Raw genomic sequence first — 15,761 nt, 5'->3', positions numbered from 1 at the left:
TCCGTGCCGCAGGCGTCCCCGGTGCCGACCACCGAGCACCATGCGCCGGGCGGCCCGCTGGCCCCGAACGTCACCGACACCGCGCTGATCTTCGAAGGCGGCGGGATGCGTGCCTCGCTCACCTCCGCCGTCGTCGTCGTGCTCCTCGATGCAGGGATCCGGTTCGACTACGTCGCCGGGATCTCCGCCGGGGCGAGCAATCTCGCCAACTACCTGTCGCAGGATTCCCGGCGGGCCCGCCGCTCCTTCGTCGACTTCGCCGCGGACCCGAGGTTCGGCGACGTGCGCACGATGCTCCGCGGCGAGGGCCTGTTCAACGCGAAGTACATCTACGAGGAGACCGGCCTGCCCGACCAGGCGCTGCCCTTCGACTGGCGGACCTTCGCCGACAATCCCGCCGACTTCCGGATCGGCGCCTTCGAGGCGGAGACCGGGGACGAGGTGTTCTTCTCCCGCGCGGATGTCACGGAGATGACCGACCTCATGGTGCGGGTGCGCGCCTCCTCGACGATGCCGGTGATCATGCCGCCGGTGACGATCGACGAGCGCACCTACGTCGACGGGGCGCTCGGGGCCGACGGCGGCATCGCCCTGTCCCGCGCCCAGGCGGACGGGTACGAGAAGTTCTTCGTCGTGCTCAGCCAGGAGCGCGCGTATCGCAAGGCCCCGCAGCGCTTCCCGTGGTTCTACCGACAGTACTTCCGCCGGCACCCGGCGATCGCCGAGGCCCTCCTCACCCGCTGGCAGCGCTACAACGACACCCGGGATCGGCTGCTCGAGCTCGAGCGGGCCGGGCAGGCCTACCTGTTCGCGCCCGAGGTCATGCCGGTGGGCAACGGCGAGCGCGACCTCGCGAAGCTCGCCGCGAGCCACCGCCGCGGCCTGTCGCAGGCCCGCCGCGAGCTGCCCGCCTGGCAGGAGTTCCTCGGCCGCGCCTGAGGTGCGTGCGATCGAGCTGCGTGCGAGCTGAGGCATTCGCGTGCGGACTGAGGCGCTCGCGCGCCCGCGCTCTGAGGCATTCGCGTGCGGTGGCCGGTCCCCGCGCTGCCCTCCCCGCCCAACTGCGGAGTATCCGAAGAGCGGCGCGCAATTGCGCGTCGCCTTTCGGATACCGCGCAGTACGCAGCGCGTCAGTGCCTCAGGTCAGCACCTCAGTTCACTGCCGGGCTCGGTCGGTGCCTCACTCGATGGGGTCGAGGTACATCCAGCGGCCGGCCCGGCGGACGAACCGCGACTTCTCGTGCATCCGGCCCTGCGCCATGAGGTCGCGGAACCGGGCGGTGAAGGTCACCGTGCCCTCCTCGTCCTCCGGTCCGCCGCCGGTGACGTCCTCGATCTCGAGACCGAGCCACTGCGTCGTCCGATCGGCCGTCGAATCCACCGGCCGGGTGCGCGGGTGCCAGGTGCGGAACAGGTGGTCGTCGTCGCGCAGCGCGAAGGCCGTGTAGCGCGAGCGCATGAGCGCCTCGGCGGTCTCCGGCCACACCTCGCCGGCGAGCGCCGGCCCGCAGCACTCGATCAGGGAGCTGCCCGCAGGCACTCCGCCGCACGGGCACGGGATCACAGCAGACATCTGTCCTCCTTCGTCTAGCATGACCCTATGCCGAATCCGCAGCACTGCACGACCGCCCCCGCCCAGCCTCCCCGCCGCGTCGGCCGGAGCACCCGATGAGCGGCGGTCTCGTCGCCCTCCTCGACGACGTCGCCGCACTCGCACGGATCGCTGCGGCGAGCGTCGACGACGTCGCCGCCGGAACCGCGAAGGCGAGCGCGAAGGCCGCCGGCGTGGTCATCGACGACGCCGCGGTCACCCCGCAGTACGTCACCGGCGCTGAGCCCTCGCGCGAGTTGCCGATCATCTGGCGGATCGCCAAGGGTTCGCTGCGCAACAAGCTCCTCATCATCGTCCCGGTGCTCCTCGTCCTCAGCCAGTTCGTGCCGTGGATCCTCACCCCGATCCTCATGCTCGGCGGCACCTACCTGTGCTTCGAGGGCGCGGAGAAGGTGTGGGCGAAGATCCGCGGGCACCATGCGGAGAAGGGCGAGCCCGCGGTCGAGCAGGGCAGGGATGCCGAGGACAAGATCGTCAAGAGCGCGATCACCACGGACTTCATCCTCAGCTGCGAGATCATGGTGATCTCCCTCAACGAGGTCACCGACGAGACGCTGCTGAGCCGCGCGATCATCCTCGTCGTCGTCGCGATCGGCATCACCCTGCTCGTCTACGGCGTGGTCGGCCTCATCGTCAAGATGGACGACATCGGCCTCCACATGGCGAAGAAGGACTCGGCCGGCTCCCAGAAGTTCGGTCGTCTGCTCGTCAGCGGGATGCCGCACGTGCTCGACTTCATCTCGATCGTCGGCACCTTCGCGATGCTCTGGGTGGGCGGCCACATCATCCTCGTCGGCATGGACGAGCTCGGGTTCCACGCGCCGTACGCATTCGTCCACGGGATCGAGCGCCTCGTCGCCGGCATCGCGGTCGCCGGTCCGATCCTCGCCTGGCTCATCAACACGTTCTTCTCACTCGTCCTCGGTCTGCTCTGGGGACTCGTCATCGTCGGGATCGTCCACGTGCTGCCGATCGGCCGCAAGCACGGCGACGTGCACACGAGCACCGAAGATGCCCCGGGAACCGCCGTCGAGGCGCACCCCGGCGCTCCCGCACAGACCGGGGAGCCATTCCCTGACGGTGACGGGCCGGTCGATTCGCGCGCCCCCGGGCACCGCCCGGGCGACTCCACCTGAGGCGGCCCGGGCTCAGCGGAAGCGCCGCCACACCTCGGTGAGGAATGCGGTGAGCGGTTCGGCCCCTCCGCGCAGGGTGCTCGGCAGGGACAGGCCGGGCCCGCCGATGAGCTTCTCCTCAGTGGCGCGCAGGGATGCCAGGATCTCCGAGTCCGACTTCGCAATGTGCTCGGCGGCGGCCGGGGTGAGGCGGATGACGGTCATCTGCGTGGTGCGTCCGCTGCCGCTGGGCACCTCTGCCGTGTCGATCCCAGTGATGCCGGACCAGGCGAGCCGCCCGAGGTTGCGCTTAGAGTTCGGCCAGCCGCGCTTGAGCTCGACTCCGCCGGTGGTGACGATGAGCCGGTCGGGGTTGACGAACTGGCTGGCGAAGAGCGGGAGGCCGAGCACCCCGAAGAAGCCGACGGACAGGATCCCGATCATCCACGACCAGGACCACATGGGCGATTCGAGGATCATGAGCAGGCCGCCGGCGGTGAAGCCGAGCGCGATACCGAACATGCAGCCGAGTCCGACCTTACCCGTCGTGATGACGACGCGCCCCGAGCGGTCGAACCGGGCGCGCCAGGTGTCGGTGAGGGATGCCATGGTCTCATCGTACCCAGCCGCACCAGTGTTCGGAGATCCGGAATGTTCCGATTCCGTGACACCGGGGGTCGCCCACCCCGCGCCGTGATCGCGCCCCACCGGTCCACCGTCCCCGATAGTCTGAGCCCATGAGCAGCGACGCCGCGGATCAGCAGGCCCAGGGACCGACCGTGCACTGTGACGACCAGCCCGAGGGCGCGGAGAAGGTCGTCCTCGACCACCTCCGCGCCCAGCTGCCCGACAACGCCGTGATCATCCACGGGCAGCGGCTCACCACCCCGGACGCCGACGTCGAGATCGACTTCCTCATCCTGTGGCCGGGCATCGGGATCATCGTGCTCGAGGTCAAGGGCGGTCAGGTGCGGGTGCAGGACGGCCGCTGGTCGACGAGCGGCAGCCCGCTGCGCCGCTCGCCGCTCGAGCAGGCGATGGCCGGCAAGTATGCGTTCCTCGACTGGATCCGGCCCCGGATGAGTATGCGCCCCGGCCGCACCGTCCACATGGCATGCCTGCCCTACACGAACACCTCGCGGTGGGACGACCTGCCCGATGCGCCGCGCACCCATATCGTCGGCCAGCAGGACCTCGACGGTCTCGCCGCGGCGATGAGCACGGTGCTGCGCACGTCCATGCAGCGCGAGGACCCGCCGAGCCCGGCGGCCGTCGCCCTCGTGGTCAAGCAGCTGCGGCAGACGCACGCCGCGATCGAGAACGCGCGCTCGGCCGCGATCGAGCTCGAGGACCGCGCGAACCGCTTCACACAGGAGCAGGAGAAGCTCCTCTCCGTGCTCCGCTACCAGACCCGCGCCGAGCTCAGCGGCGGTCCCGGCTCCGGCAAGACCCACCTCGCGCTCATCAAGGCCCGGCAGCTCGCCGCGGACGGGCAGCGGGTGGCACTCATGTGCTACTCCCGCGGGCTCGGACGCTACTTCGAGCTCATGACCGCGCAGTGGCCGCAAGCGGAGCGCCCGGCCTTCATCGGCCTCTTCCACGACCTGCCGCTGAGCTGGGGCGCCGAGCGCGCCGGGGACGACGACCCACACTTCTGGGAGGTCGAGCTCCCCACCCGGATGCGCGCGCTCGCCGCCGAGCGCGACCGGGCGGAGCTGTTCGACGCGATCGTCGTCGACGAGGGCCAGGACTTCTCCAACCTGTGGTGGGAGGCGGTGCTGTCGTGCCTGCGCGACCCGGACGCCGGCGTGCTCTACGTCTTCACCGACGAGCGGCAGCGGATCTTCGACCGCGACGGCGACGCCCCGATCGAGATGAACCCCTTCCACCTGGGCGAGAACCTGAGGAACGCGCAGACCGTGGCCGAGGCGTTCGGCTGGCTGTCCGACGAGCCGCAGATCGTCCGCAATCCCGGTGGGGAGCCGGTGGAGCAGATCGACGTGCCCTTTGACGCAGCGCAGGATGCCGCCGACGACGCCGTGGAGCGGCTGCTGGAGAGCGGCGAATGGCAGCCCGAGGACATCGCGCTCCTCACCACGTACAGCCGCCACCCCGAGCAGAGGCAGATCGTCGAGACCGAGGGCTACGAGGTCTACTGGGACGGGTTCTTCTCCGCCTCCCAGGTGTTCTACGGGCATGTGCTCGGCTTCAAGGGGCTCGAGCGGGCCGTCGTCGTGTTCTGCATCAACGGCTTCCGCGACCCCGAGCGCGCCCGCGAGATGCTCTACGTCGGGATGTCGCGGGCGCGCTCGAAGCTCGTGCTCGTCGGCGACATGGCCAAGATCCAGGAGCTCACCGCGGTCGCCGAGGAGCCCTGAGTCGAAGCCCTCAGCCCCGCGCCCGCACGTCCTCGACGAAGGCGCGGGCCACCGGCGCCTCGGTCCCGGTGACGAGGAGCACAACGTGCTCCGGCGGGTGGATATCGTCGCCGTGAGGCGTTCGCGCCGCTACTGGCGGATCGCGTCGATGATCGTCACCCGGGCCGCGATCGCCCCGGGGATCACCCCGGCGAGCGCGCCGACGGCGATCGACACGCCGATCCCGATGAGCGCGGCGGACACCGGGAACGGCGGCACGTCGGTGACGATCTCCCCTATGAGGTTTGTCACCAGCGGCGACTTGAGGAGGAGCACCGCGGCGACGACACCGACGACCCCGGCGACGAAGGTCGCCACCACGCTCTCCATGACGATGGAGAAGAAGATCCGCCCACCGGTGGCGCCGAAGCTGCGCCGCACCCCGATCTCCCGGATCCGCTGGCGGACGGTGACGACGGAGATGTTGACGAGGCCGAGTGCGCCGAGCAGCAGGATGAGGGCGCTCACCCCGAGCAGCCCGTTACGCAGGCCGGCGAGGATGTCCGGCTCCTCCCCGGCGAAGAAGTCCATGCGGTAGGCGGACACCTCGTAGCCGGGCAGCTCTTTCGACAGCCGCGCCTCGAGCTGCGCGGCGAGGAGCTCGGCCTCGGCGTCGGGCACCCACAGCTTGGCGCCCACCCCGGTGCCGCTGAGGTCGAGGGCGTCGATCGACTGCGCGGTGCTCGGGAGCATGAAGAGCGACTCCGTGCCGGAGAGGCGCGGGACCTCGACCACCCCGATGACGGTGGCGGTGATGTGCTCCGCTCCCGGCAGGCGCATGGTCGTCGGCAGCGCGCTCGTGTCGATGCCGCTGCGCTCGGCGAGGTTCGAGTCGATGACGATCGGCGGGGACCGGTTCTCCCCGTCGCCCTCGGCGAACCAGCGGCCGAGCGCGGGCTGCTGGCGGTGGATGACCGCGTAGTCGGGCTCGACGATCCGCACGGAGACGGATCTCTGGGAGTCCGCGCCGGTGGACAGGGAGGTGTCGACGAGGAGGCTGGTGTGCCCGATCCCGAACTCCTCGGCGACGCCGTGGACCTCCGCGGCGACCTCCCCGAGGTCGCGGGCCGCCCCGGTGCCGGGGTAGAGGTCGACCTGCAGGGTGGCGGCCCGGCCGCCCTCGCGCTCGAAGGTCTCGCGCATCCCCTGGGAGGTCATCTCGCCGAGCGCGACGACGACGGTGAGCGAGCACACGGCGACCCCGACGCCGAACAGGGAGAGCAGCACGCGCAGCTTGTGGATGCGCAGCTCCTGCCAGGCCTCGACGCAGGCGGCGAAGAAGGTCGTGATCATCGGACCGCGCTCCCCTGCGCCTCGGGCACGAGACGTCCGGCGTCGAGCCGGAACCGGTGGTCGGCACGGGCGGCGATCGCGGGGTCGTGGGTGATCGTGACGAGTGCGGTGCCGAATTCCTGGGCGGCCTGCTGCAGCAGGTCCATCACCGCCCGCCCGGTGTCGATGTCGAGGGCGCCGGTCGGCTCGTCGGCGAGGATGACGCGGGGCCGGCGCACGAGGGCGCGGGCGATCGCCACGCGCTGCTGTTCGCCCCCGGAGAGGTTCTTCGGCTGGGCGTCGATCCGGTGGCCGAGCCCGAGCCGCTCGAGGACCTCGGCGGCGAGCGCATTGCGCCGGCGGAACTCCCCGGCCGTCCCGTAGAGCAGGGGCGCGGCGACGTTCTCGCGCGCCGTGCGGTCGGGCAGGAGGTTGAACTGCTGGAACACGAAGCCGATGTCGCGCCCGCGGATCCGTGCGGCTCTGCGGGCGGAGATCCGCTCGATCGGCTCCCCGCACCAGCGCATGGTGCCGGCGGTCGGCCGGTCGAGGAGGCCGAGGATGTTGAGTAGCGTCGACTTCCCCGAACCCGAGCGGCCGACGATCCCGAGGTGGTCCCCGGCACGCACCGTGAGATCGACACGGGACAGAATGGTGAGCACGCTGTCATCGGGCAGCCGAGCGGCGCGGGCGACCCCGGCAAGCTCGATGAGCGGGGCCTCGGTCACCAGTCGCCCTCGCCGCCGAACTCCCCAGGGTCGTCCGCGGCCTGCTCGGGTGCGGTGCCGGGGACGAACTCGGCGATCGCCTCGCCCTCCTCGAGCCCGGAGACGACCTCGACCATGGTGCCGTCGCTCATCCCGAGCTCGACCGCGCGCTCCTCCTCGGTGCCGTCGGCGCCGATCGTCCACACGGTGCCCTTCTCGGTGAGGCCGCGCACCGCGGTGACGGGCACGATGAGTGCATCCTCGACGGAGCCGGCGTCGACCTCCATGGTCATCGGCAGCCGGTTGTAGACGGTGACCTCGTCGGGCACGAGACAGGTGAGTGACACCGTGTCCCCGCCGCCCGGGTCGGGTGCCGCGCCCGCGTCCTCGGCCGGGGCCGGATCCGCCTCGCCCGTGCCCTCGGAGCCGCCGGTGCTCTCGGGACCGGCAGTGTACCCGGCCCCGTCGCCACCGTCGTCGCCGCCCGTCGATCCCTGGTCGATGCGCAGTCCGGTGCAGTCGAAGGGCTCGGGCCCCTTGGTGATGGTGATCTCCGCGGAGTCGGGCAACTCAGTCAGCCGGTAGAGATCGATCGGCTCGATCACACCGACGGCGCGGAAGATCCGCTGCGCGACGGAGGTCACAGGGGTGCCCTTCGCCACCTCGTCGCCGATCTCCTGGGTGAACTCCCCGAGCGTGCCGTCGGCCGGGGCGACGACGGTGTGGTAGCGGTAGCGCGGCGCGGCGGGCGGGGCGGGCGCGGGCTCCGCCGCGTCGGGGTCGGTGCCCGGGGCGGGTTCCGGTGCCGGCTCAGATGTCTCCTCGGCCCGGATCTGGAACAGCTGGTCGCCGGCCCGGACCTCGGCGCCGGCAGCGACGAACAGGTGGTTGATCGTCCCCGCGTGGCTCGCCTCGACGGGTTTCGCCGGGTCGATCCGGATCGTCCCCGACACCGTCATCGTGTTGGTGATGGTCCCTCGTTCGACGACGACCTCGGTGCTCAGCGGAGTGCCGCTGGGTTCCTCTCCCCCGCCGGCGGCCTGCCCGGTGGGCCGGAATGCGATCCACGCCAGGGCGATCGCGATGACGAGGAGGACGACGAGGAAGCCGGTGGGGAGGATGACGCGGCGGAACAGCTGCACGGGTGAGGCGCCCTTCTGGTGACGGACCCCGGGACGGGGAATGACCCGACGGTAACATCGGGATCCGTGCGGACTCCCGCGGCGGCGTTGCGGTTGTGCGGCGATCGCGTGACGAATCGGGCACCGCAGCTGCCCGCGACCGGACATGCGGAGCGGCCGCCGGATTCCTCCGACGGCCGTTCCCGATCGACTCGTCACCGTGTCGGGCGGCGGCCCTTTACCGCGGATGTCACAGGTTGGGGAAGCTCCCGATCGACTCGCCCTCACCGGCTTCCAGGAGCGACTTGCCGCGGCCGACGATCTTCTTGTCGACCTTGCCGACGACCCGATGGTCCTTCTCCGGGTAGTCGAACTGCGAGAGCACGTAGCGCATCGCCTCGAGGCGGGCGCGCTTCTTGTCGTTCGACTTCACCACGGTCCACGGGGCGTGGGCGGAGTCGGTGTAGAAGAACATCGCCTCCTTCGCCTCGGTGTAGGCGTTCCACTTGTCGCGGCTGGCGAGGTCGGTCGGCGAGAGCTTCCACTGCTTGACCGGGTCGTTGGACCGGGCCTGGAAGCGGGCGGCCTGCTCCGCCTGGGAGACGGAGAACCAGAACTTGATGAGGTGGATGCCGGAGTCGACGAGCATCCGCTCGAACTCGGGGCAGGTCCGCATGAACTCGAGGTACTGGGCGGGGTCGCAGTAGCCCATGACGCGCTCGACGCCGGCCCGGTTGTACCAGGAGCGGTCGAAGAACACGATCTCTCCGCCGCTGGGCAGGTGCTCGACGTAGCGTTGGAAGTACCACTGGGACTGTTCGCGCTCGGTGGGAACGCTCAGTGCGACGATGCGGGCGCCGCGCGGGTTGAGGTGCTCCATGAACCGCTTGATCGACCCGCCCTTGCCGGCGGCGTCGCGGCCCTCGAAGAGGATCGCGATCTTCTGGTCGTTGGTCTTGACCCAGAGCTGGAGCTTGAGGAGCTCGACCTGGAGCTGTCGCTTCTGGCGCTCGTAGCTGCGCCGGGACAGCTTGGTCTCGTAGGGGTAGTTCTCCTGCCACGCCGGGATCCCGCCGGGACCGCTGGGAGCGGTGGCCTTGGCGTCCTTCGCCGCCTGCACCTTGACCTTGGAATGGAGTTCGACGAGCTCGTCGACCTCGTACCGGTTGTGGTCGTGCTCGATATCGAGTTCGGTCATGCGGCACCCTCGGCTCTGCGGCTCAAGCGACGCAGGATACGCCGCCGGTCAATTGTACAGGACATGGACGATGCCCGCCGTGCCCGGGGGCTCCGGCACGGCGGGCATCGCGAGCGGATCTCAGCCCAGGGCTGCGACGGCGGCGTCGTAGTCCGGTTCGGTGGTGATCTCGGGGACGAGCTCGGTGTACGTCACGGTGCCGGACTCGTCGAGGACGAGCACGGCCCGGGCGAGCAGACCGGCCATCGGCCCGTCGGCGAGCCTGAGACCGAAGTCCTCGCCGAAGCTCGAGCGGAACGCCGAGGCGGCGGTGACGTTGTCGATGCCCTCGGCCCCGCAGAAGCGCGCCTGCGCGAACGGCAGGTCCTGGGAGACGCAGAGCACAGCGGTGTTCTCGAGGCCGGCGGCGAGCTCGTTGAACCGGCGCACCGAGGCGGCGCAGACGCCGGTGTCGATGCTCGGGAACACGTTGAGGACGAGGCGCTTGCCGGAGAACGATCCGCTCGTCACCGCGCCGAGGTCGGTGCCGACGAGGTCGAACGCCGGGGCCTGGGCACCGGTGGCGGGGAGATCGCCGGAGGTGTGGACGGGTGTCGATTTGAATGCGGTTTCAGCCATGACCCCATCCTCGCCTGCCCGCGGCCCGCGATCAACCGTCCGCGGCATCCGTCCGGGCTCAGCGAACGGCCTCCCGCTCGTCCTCCTCGGCCTCGATCTCGTGGACCGTGGGCGAGAACCTCCGCTCGAACACGACGAGGGCGGCCACCGCTGCGGCGCCGAGGAGCGCGAGCAGCACCGGCCCGAGCACGGGATCGTAGGGGGCGAGCAGGGCTCCCGGAGCGCTCTCGTCACCGCCGGCCGACGACTGCCACGGCCACAGGGCCCGGAGCGAACCGATCATCAGCCCGGTCATGACGAGCAGGGTGAGGCGGCGGTGGCGGGTGAGGAGGTGCTTGAGGAGCCGCACGAACGAGGCGAGCCCGACGAGTGCGCCGAGACCGAACACCGCGATGTAGCCGAGGTCCCGGTCGTCGAGCGCGCTCATCGTCGTCGAGTACAGGCCGACGGCGAGGAGGAAGAAGGAGCCGGAGACGCCGGGCACGACGAGCGCGCAGATCGCGATCGAGGCGGCGAGGAACACGACGAGGAGCGAGGGGTCGGTCTGCGCTCCGCCGCCGGCGAATCCGATGAGCACGAAGGCGATGATCGCGGCTCCGATGACGAGCCCGGCATCGAGCAGCCGGGCGCCGGCCGAGGGCGATTCGCGGGAGGGGAGCATGAGGACCGGGACGAGGATGCTCATCGCGACGAGTCCGAAGAACAGGCCGCGCGAGGCCTCGGGGTGGTCGGCGACGAAGCGGGCCATCACTCCGGCGGCGGTGAGCACCGCGGCGGCCATCCCGATGAGCACCGGGATGATGAGCAGCCACTGCGTGCGCGCGAGCTCCGCCCGGAACCCGGCCCAGCGGTCGGGGCCGGCGACGAGCCGCTTGATCGCGGACAGCATGTGCGAGGCGGAGTCGATGAGCTGGTCGTAGACCCCGGTGACGAGTGCGACGGTGCCGCCGGACACGCCCGGGACGAGCTCGGCCATGCCGATGAGGAAGCCGCGGACGAGGTCGAGGGGCAGCACCCACAGGGGGCGTCGGGCCGGGGCGCTCATTCGGCCCCCGCAGCGGTGCGCTCGCTCACCTGGCGCTGGATGCGCGCGAGCATGCCGCTCATCCCGCGCAGCCGCAGCGGGCTCACCTGCTCCTCGAGGGACAGGCGCAGCGGCAGCTCCGCCGGGACTGAGAGCACGGTGGCGGCCGGGCGGCCGTCGAGTCCCTCGTGGAGGATGCCGGCGAAGCCGCGGGTGGTGGGTGCTTCGGGCGGGGCGCTGAAGTGGAGGTGCACGGTGCGCTCGGAGTCGTCGTCGATCTCGGTGACGAGGAAGATCGGTGACTGGCATTCGGGTACCGGTTCGAGCAGCTCGGGGTGCTCGGCGAAGCGCTCGGGCAGGTCCGGCAGCTCCTGGCTGAACTCGAGGAGCAGCTGGAGCTTGTCCGGGTCCGGCATCGCGGCGAAGTCGTCGGCGATCTCCTGCAGGCCGCCGGGCAGGGGTGCGGTCTCGCTCACGACGTCCGGGCCTCCCCCGGCTCCTCGCCGCGCGCAATCGGCACGCGAACGACGTTGCCCCATTCGGTCCACGAGCCGTCGTAGTTCTTCACGCCGCGGAAGCCGAGCAGGTGCTCGAGGACGAACCACGTGTGGCTCGAGCGCTCACCGATCCGGCAGTAGGCGATGACGTCCTCGTCCGTGTCGAGCCCGAGGTCGTCGACGTAGATGCTGCGGAGCTCCGCGGCGGACTTGAAGGTGCCGTCCTCGTTCGCGGCCCGGGCCCACGGCACGGAGCGGGCGGTCGGGATGTGCCCGCCGCGCAGCGCGCCCTCTTCCGGGTAGTCGGGCATGTGGGTGCGCTTACCGGTGTACTCGTCGGGGCTGCGGACGTCGATGAGCGGGACGCCGCCGATGCGCTCGAGCACCTCGGGGAGGAAGGCGCGGATCCGCGAGTCGTCGCGGTCGATGACAGGGTAGTCGGTCGCCGGGCGCTCGGGCTTGGCGGTGGTGAGCTCGCGGCCCTCGGCCTGCCACAGGGCGCGGCCGCCGTCCATCAGACGGACGTCGGAGTGGCCGAACAGGGTGAACACCCAGAGGGCGTAGGCCGCCCACCAGTTGGACTTGTCCCCGTAGATCACCACGGTGTGGTCCCGGCCGATGCCCTTGGCCCCCATGAGGGCGGCGAATCCGGCACCGTCGACGTAGTCGCGGGTGATGGGGTCGTTGAGCTCGGTGTGCCAGTCGATCTTCACCGCGCCGGGGATGTGCCCGGTCTCGTAGAGGAGGACGTCCTCGTCGCTCTCAACGACGACGACGCCGGGGGTGTCGAGGTGGTCGGCGACCCACTGGGTGCTCACCAGCCGCTCGGGGGCCGCGTATTCGGCGAACTTGGGGTTCGTGCTGTCGGCGGGTGCTCTCACGGTGCCTCCACGGTGTCGGGTTCGGGGTGCTCGTCCGGCGCGGCGCCGGTCGGGTCGGTAGGGGCAACGGCGGGCCGGGCCCCGGATATTCCCGCCTGCGCGTCTCCGGTCCTCGCGCCCAGGGCCAGGCAGCGGCCGGTCGCGGTGCCGGCGGCGGCGACCTCGGCCGGGGTGCCGGCCGCGATGATCCGGCCGCCGTGCTCGCCTGCTCCGGGACCGAGGTCGATGACGTGGTCGGCTCCGGCGACGACGCGCATGTCGTGCTCGACGAGGACGACGGTGCCGCCCTGGTCGACGAGGCGGGAGAGCTCGGCGAGGAGGAGGTCGACGTCGGCGGGGTGGAGCCCGGTGGTCGGTTCGTCGAGGAGGTAGACGGTGTGTCCGCGGGGTGCGCGCTGGAGCTCGGTGGCGAGCTTGATGCGCTGGGCCTCGCCGCCGGAGAGCTCCGTGGCCGCCTGGCCGAGCGTGAGGTAGCCGAGCCCCACGGCGGCGAGCGAATCGAGGGCGCGGGTGATGCGGGCGTCGGAGGCGAACACCGGGCGGGCGGCTTCGACGGTGAGGTCGAGGACCTGCGCGATGGTGAGCCCGTTCCACGTCACCTCGAGGGTGTCCGGGGCGTAGCGGGCGCCGTGGCAGTCCGGGCAGCGGGCGTAGCTGCCGGGGAGGAACACGAGCTCGACCTCGATCTGGCCCTCCCCCGCGCAGGTCGGGCAGCGACCCTCGACGACGTTGAAGGAGAAGCGGCCCACGCCCCAGCCGCGGGCCGCGGCTTCCGGGGTGTCGGCGAACAGCCGGCGCACCCGGTCGAACAGGCCGGTGTAGGTCGCCAGGCAGGAGCGCGGGCTGCGGCCGATCGGCTTCTGGGTGATGTGGACGAGTCGGTCGACCGATTCCGCCCCGGTGACGGCGCGCACGTGCACGGCATCCGCCCCGGCGCCGTCGTCCCCGTCGTCCCCGACGACGGTGGTGCGCACCCGTCCGGCGAGCACCCGGGCGAGCACATGGGTGACGAGCGTGGACTTGCCGGAGCCGGAGATCCCGGTGACCGCGGTGAGCACGCCGAGCGGGATCTCGACGTCGAGATCGTTCAGCGTGCGCGCGGTCACCCCCTCCAGGCACAGGCGGCCGGTGGGGGTGCGGACCTGAGCAGCGGTGCGCGGCGCGGGAGGCGGGGCGCCGAGGTAGCGCGCGGTGACGGAGTCCGGGACGCCCGCGAGCGCGGCGACCGGGCCGGAGTGGAGGATCCGGCCGCCTCCGGTGCCGGCGCTGGGACCGACGTCGATCACCCAGTCCGCGCCGGCGACGAGTCCCATGTCGTGCTCGACGAGGAGGACGGAGTTGCCGTCGGCGATGAATCGCTCGAACAGCTCGGTGAGCACGCCCTTCTCCGTCGGGTGGAGGCCGGCGGAGGGCTCGTCGAGGACGTAGGCGACGCCGAACAGGCCGGAGCGCAGCTGGGAGGCCAGGCGCAGGCGCTGGAGCTCGCCGGCCGACAGGGTGGCCGCCGGCCGGTCGAGGGACAGGTGGCCGAGGCCGAGCCGCACGATGGTGTCGAGCACGGGCAGCGCCGAGGGCAGGAGGATGCGTTCGGCCTCCTCCTCCGGGGTGCCCTCCCCGGCAGGCAGCGCGGCGAGCCGGTCCGCGAGCCGGGTGCGGACCTCGGCGGCGGTGCGGGCGGCGAGTGCGGGGATCGGCTCGCCGAGGTAGGTCACGCGCAGGGCGTCGGCACCGAGCCGGTGGCCCTCGCAGACGGGGCAGGTGCGGGTGTCGAAGTAGCGCAGGGCGCGCGTCCGGGTCTTCTCCGATTTCGTGTCGTGGTAGGTGTGCAGCAGATAGCGGCGCACGGAGGACCACTTGCCCTGGTAGTCGCGCTGGATGCGGCCGGCCTCGCGCTCCGGTGAGACGGTGACGACCGGCTGCTCCTCGGTGAAGAGGATCCATTCCCGCGTGTCGGCGGGCAGGGAGTCCCAGGGAGCGCGGAGGTCGATGCCGAGGGTGCGGAGGATGTCGCGGAAGTTCTTGCCGAGCCAGGCTCCGGGCCAGGCGGCGATCGCGCCCTCGGCGATCGAGAGCGACGGGTCCGGGACCATCGAGGACTCGGTGGGTTCGTGGAGGACGCCGGCGCCGTGGCAGCGCGGGCACATGCCCTCCGGGGTGTTGGGGCTGAACGCGTCCGAGGTCAGGCGCCCGCCGTGGAGCGCGGAGCCGCGGGCGAGGACGTCTGCCGGGTGGTCGCCGGCCCGGGAGTACAGCAGTCGGATCGCGTTGGACAGCGTGGTGATCGTGCCGACCGTCGAGCGGGTTCCGCCGGCGGTGTGCCGCTGCTCGAGGGCGACGGTCGGGGGCATCCCGGTGACGGATTCGACGCGCGGGTCCACGGCGGAGCCGATGAGGCGCCGGGCGAACGGGGCGATCGATTCGAGGTAGCGCCGCTGCGCCTCCCCGTGGAGGGTGCCGAAGGCGAGCGAGGACTTCCCGGAGCCGGAGACGCCGGTGAACGCGACGAGACTGCCGCGCGGGAACGACGTGGAGACGTGCTGGAGGTTGTGGAGACGGGCGTCGCGGACCCGGACGTCACCGGTGGGCACGGCGGGTGCGGCTCGATTCGCTGGCATGGCGTCCACGCTACCGGCAGGCACGGACGCGGGCGCACCGGGCGCACTCGCCGGCGCACCGGGCACAATGGTGGGCATGAGCGATCTCTACCTGTCCACGGATGCCCGCGCCGACGCCCTGCTCGCGGAGAACCCCTTCGCCCTGCTCACCGGCATGCTGCTCGACCAGCAGGTGACGATGGAGTCCGCGTTCGCCGGCCCCGCGAAGCTCGCCGAGCGCCTGGGCGGCTACTCCCCCGCCCTCGTCGCGGACATGGACCCCGAGGCGTTCCTCGCGGCGTTCCGGGAGAAGCCGGCGGTGCACCGGTTCCCCAAGTCCATGGCCGAGCGGGTGCAGAAGCTCGCCGCCGCGATCTGCAGTGATTACGACGGCGACGCCGCGGCGCTCTGGACCGCGGGTGACCCGGACGGCTCCGAGGTGCTCCGCCGTCTCAGGGCGCTGCCGGGGTTCGGGGAGCAGAAGGCGAAGATCTTCCTCGCGCTGCTCGGCAAGCAGTTCGACCTGCGAGCCGCCGGCTGGGAGGCCGCCGCCGGCGAGTACGGAGCCCCGGAGGCCCGGCTGTCGATCGCCGACGTCGTCGACGAGCACACGCTCGCCGAGGTGCGTGCGACGAAACAGGCCCGCAAGGCCGCCGCGAAGGCGCAGAAGAAGCGCTGAGCAGCAGCGGCCGGCGGCGCCGTTCG

The 15,761-nt window shown here is 71.4% G+C and carries 15 protein-coding genes; 4 read left to right on the top strand and 11 right to left on the bottom strand.

The features are described 5' to 3' along the window. The first annotated feature begins 21 nt into the window (after window positions 1–21). Window positions 22–939, top strand: a complete 918-nt coding sequence (locus ABD883_RS09150) for a patatin-like phospholipase family protein (protein WP_295690350.1) — start codon at window positions 22–24, stop codon at window positions 937–939. A gap of 241 nt (window positions 940–1,180) precedes the next feature. Here the strand turns inward: ABD883_RS09150 and ABD883_RS09145 are convergent, their stop codons facing one another. Further along, window positions 1,181–1,573, bottom strand: coding sequence for a YchJ family protein (locus ABD883_RS09145; RefSeq protein WP_217494840.1), 393 nt, complete (start codon window positions 1,571–1,573; stop codon window positions 1,181–1,183). Between the two features lie 95 nt (window positions 1,574–1,668). Between ABD883_RS09145 and ABD883_RS09140 the strand changes: the two genes are divergently transcribed. Next, entirely contained in the window at window positions 1,669–2,748 is a 1,080-nt protein-coding gene (locus ABD883_RS09140) for a DUF808 domain-containing protein (protein ID WP_295690341.1), read from the top strand. Between the two features lie 12 nt (window positions 2,749–2,760). Here ABD883_RS09140 and ABD883_RS09135 read toward each other — a convergent pair whose 3' ends face one another. Beyond that, entirely contained in the window at window positions 2,761–3,336 is a 576-nt protein-coding gene (locus ABD883_RS09135) for a hypothetical protein (RefSeq protein ID WP_295690343.1), read from the bottom strand. Window positions 3,337–3,464: 128 nt separating this feature from the next. Between ABD883_RS09135 and ABD883_RS09130 the strand changes: the two genes are divergently transcribed. Then, complete coding sequence (locus ABD883_RS09130; protein ID WP_295690345.1) at window positions 3,465–5,105, top strand: NERD domain-containing protein; 1,641 nt, start codon at window positions 3,465–3,467, stop codon at window positions 5,103–5,105. A gap of 129 nt (window positions 5,106–5,234) precedes the next feature. Here ABD883_RS09130 and ABD883_RS09125 read toward each other — a convergent pair whose 3' ends face one another. The 9 genes from ABD883_RS09125 to ABD883_RS09085 form a co-directional block, all read right to left on the bottom strand. Further along, a complete protein-coding gene (locus tag ABD883_RS09125) occupies window positions 5,235–6,437 on the bottom strand; it encodes an ABC transporter permease (protein WP_137319320.1) in 1,203 nt (400 codons plus the stop codon). Beyond that, the gene (locus ABD883_RS09120) at window positions 6,434–7,144 is read right to left on the bottom strand and encodes an ABC transporter ATP-binding protein (RefSeq protein ID WP_295690347.1); all 711 of its coding nucleotides are present in this window, start codon (window positions 7,142–7,144) and stop codon (window positions 6,434–6,436) included. Before ABD883_RS09120 ends, ABD883_RS09125 begins: the two co-directional genes overlap by 4 nt. Beyond that, the gene (locus tag ABD883_RS09115) at window positions 7,141–8,265 is read right to left on the bottom strand and encodes a permuted SH3 domain-containing protein (RefSeq protein WP_345031557.1); all 1,125 of its coding nucleotides are present in this window, start codon (window positions 8,263–8,265) and stop codon (window positions 7,141–7,143) included. Before ABD883_RS09115 ends, ABD883_RS09120 begins: the two co-directional genes overlap by 4 nt. Window positions 8,266–8,494: 229 nt before the next feature. Further along, window positions 8,495–9,442: a polyphosphate kinase 2 gene (ppk2, locus tag ABD883_RS09110; RefSeq protein WP_137319316.1), complete on the bottom strand. Its 948-nt coding sequence runs from the start codon at window positions 9,440–9,442 to the stop codon at window positions 8,495–8,497. 120 nt (window positions 9,443–9,562) lie between these two features. Continuing rightward, window positions 9,563–10,060, bottom strand: a complete 498-nt coding sequence (gene tpx, locus ABD883_RS09105; RefSeq protein ID WP_137319315.1) for a thiol peroxidase — start codon at window positions 10,058–10,060, stop codon at window positions 9,563–9,565. 58 nt (window positions 10,061–10,118) lie between these two features. Next, window positions 10,119–11,105 carry a DUF368 domain-containing protein gene (locus ABD883_RS09100; RefSeq protein WP_295688567.1) on the bottom strand — a complete coding sequence of 329 codons (987 nt, stop codon included), beginning with the start codon at window positions 11,103–11,105 and terminating at the stop codon, window positions 10,119–10,121. Then, a complete protein-coding gene (locus ABD883_RS09095) occupies window positions 11,102–11,500 on the bottom strand; it encodes a SufE family protein (RefSeq protein ID WP_425548430.1) in 399 nt (132 codons plus the stop codon). The genes ABD883_RS09100 and ABD883_RS09095 overlap by 4 nt, the downstream gene beginning before the upstream one ends. Before the next feature lie 56 nt (window positions 11,501–11,556). Further along, entirely contained in the window at window positions 11,557–12,462 is a 906-nt protein-coding gene (locus ABD883_RS09090; RefSeq protein WP_247425202.1) for a sulfurtransferase, read from the bottom strand. Beyond that, a complete protein-coding gene (locus tag ABD883_RS09085) occupies window positions 12,459–15,077 on the bottom strand; it encodes an ATP-binding cassette domain-containing protein (RefSeq protein ID WP_295688571.1) in 2,619 nt (872 codons plus the stop codon). The genes ABD883_RS09090 and ABD883_RS09085 overlap by 4 nt, the downstream gene beginning before the upstream one ends. Before the next feature lie 76 nt (window positions 15,078–15,153). Here ABD883_RS09085 and ABD883_RS09080 point away from each other — a divergent pair, with 76 nt between their 5' ends. Next, entirely contained in the window at window positions 15,154–15,735 is a 582-nt protein-coding gene (locus ABD883_RS09080) for an HhH-GPD-type base excision DNA repair protein (protein WP_295688572.1), read from the top strand. Window positions 15,736–15,761: the final 26 nt, after the last annotated feature.

The sequence above is a fragment of the Brevibacterium pityocampae genome (assembly GCF_039541555.1).
Lineage (GTDB): Bacteria > Actinomycetota > Actinomycetes > Actinomycetales > Brevibacteriaceae > Brevibacterium > Brevibacterium pityocampae.
Note: the sequence above shows the minus strand (reverse complement) of the source record. Positions and strands in the feature narration are given on the sequence as shown.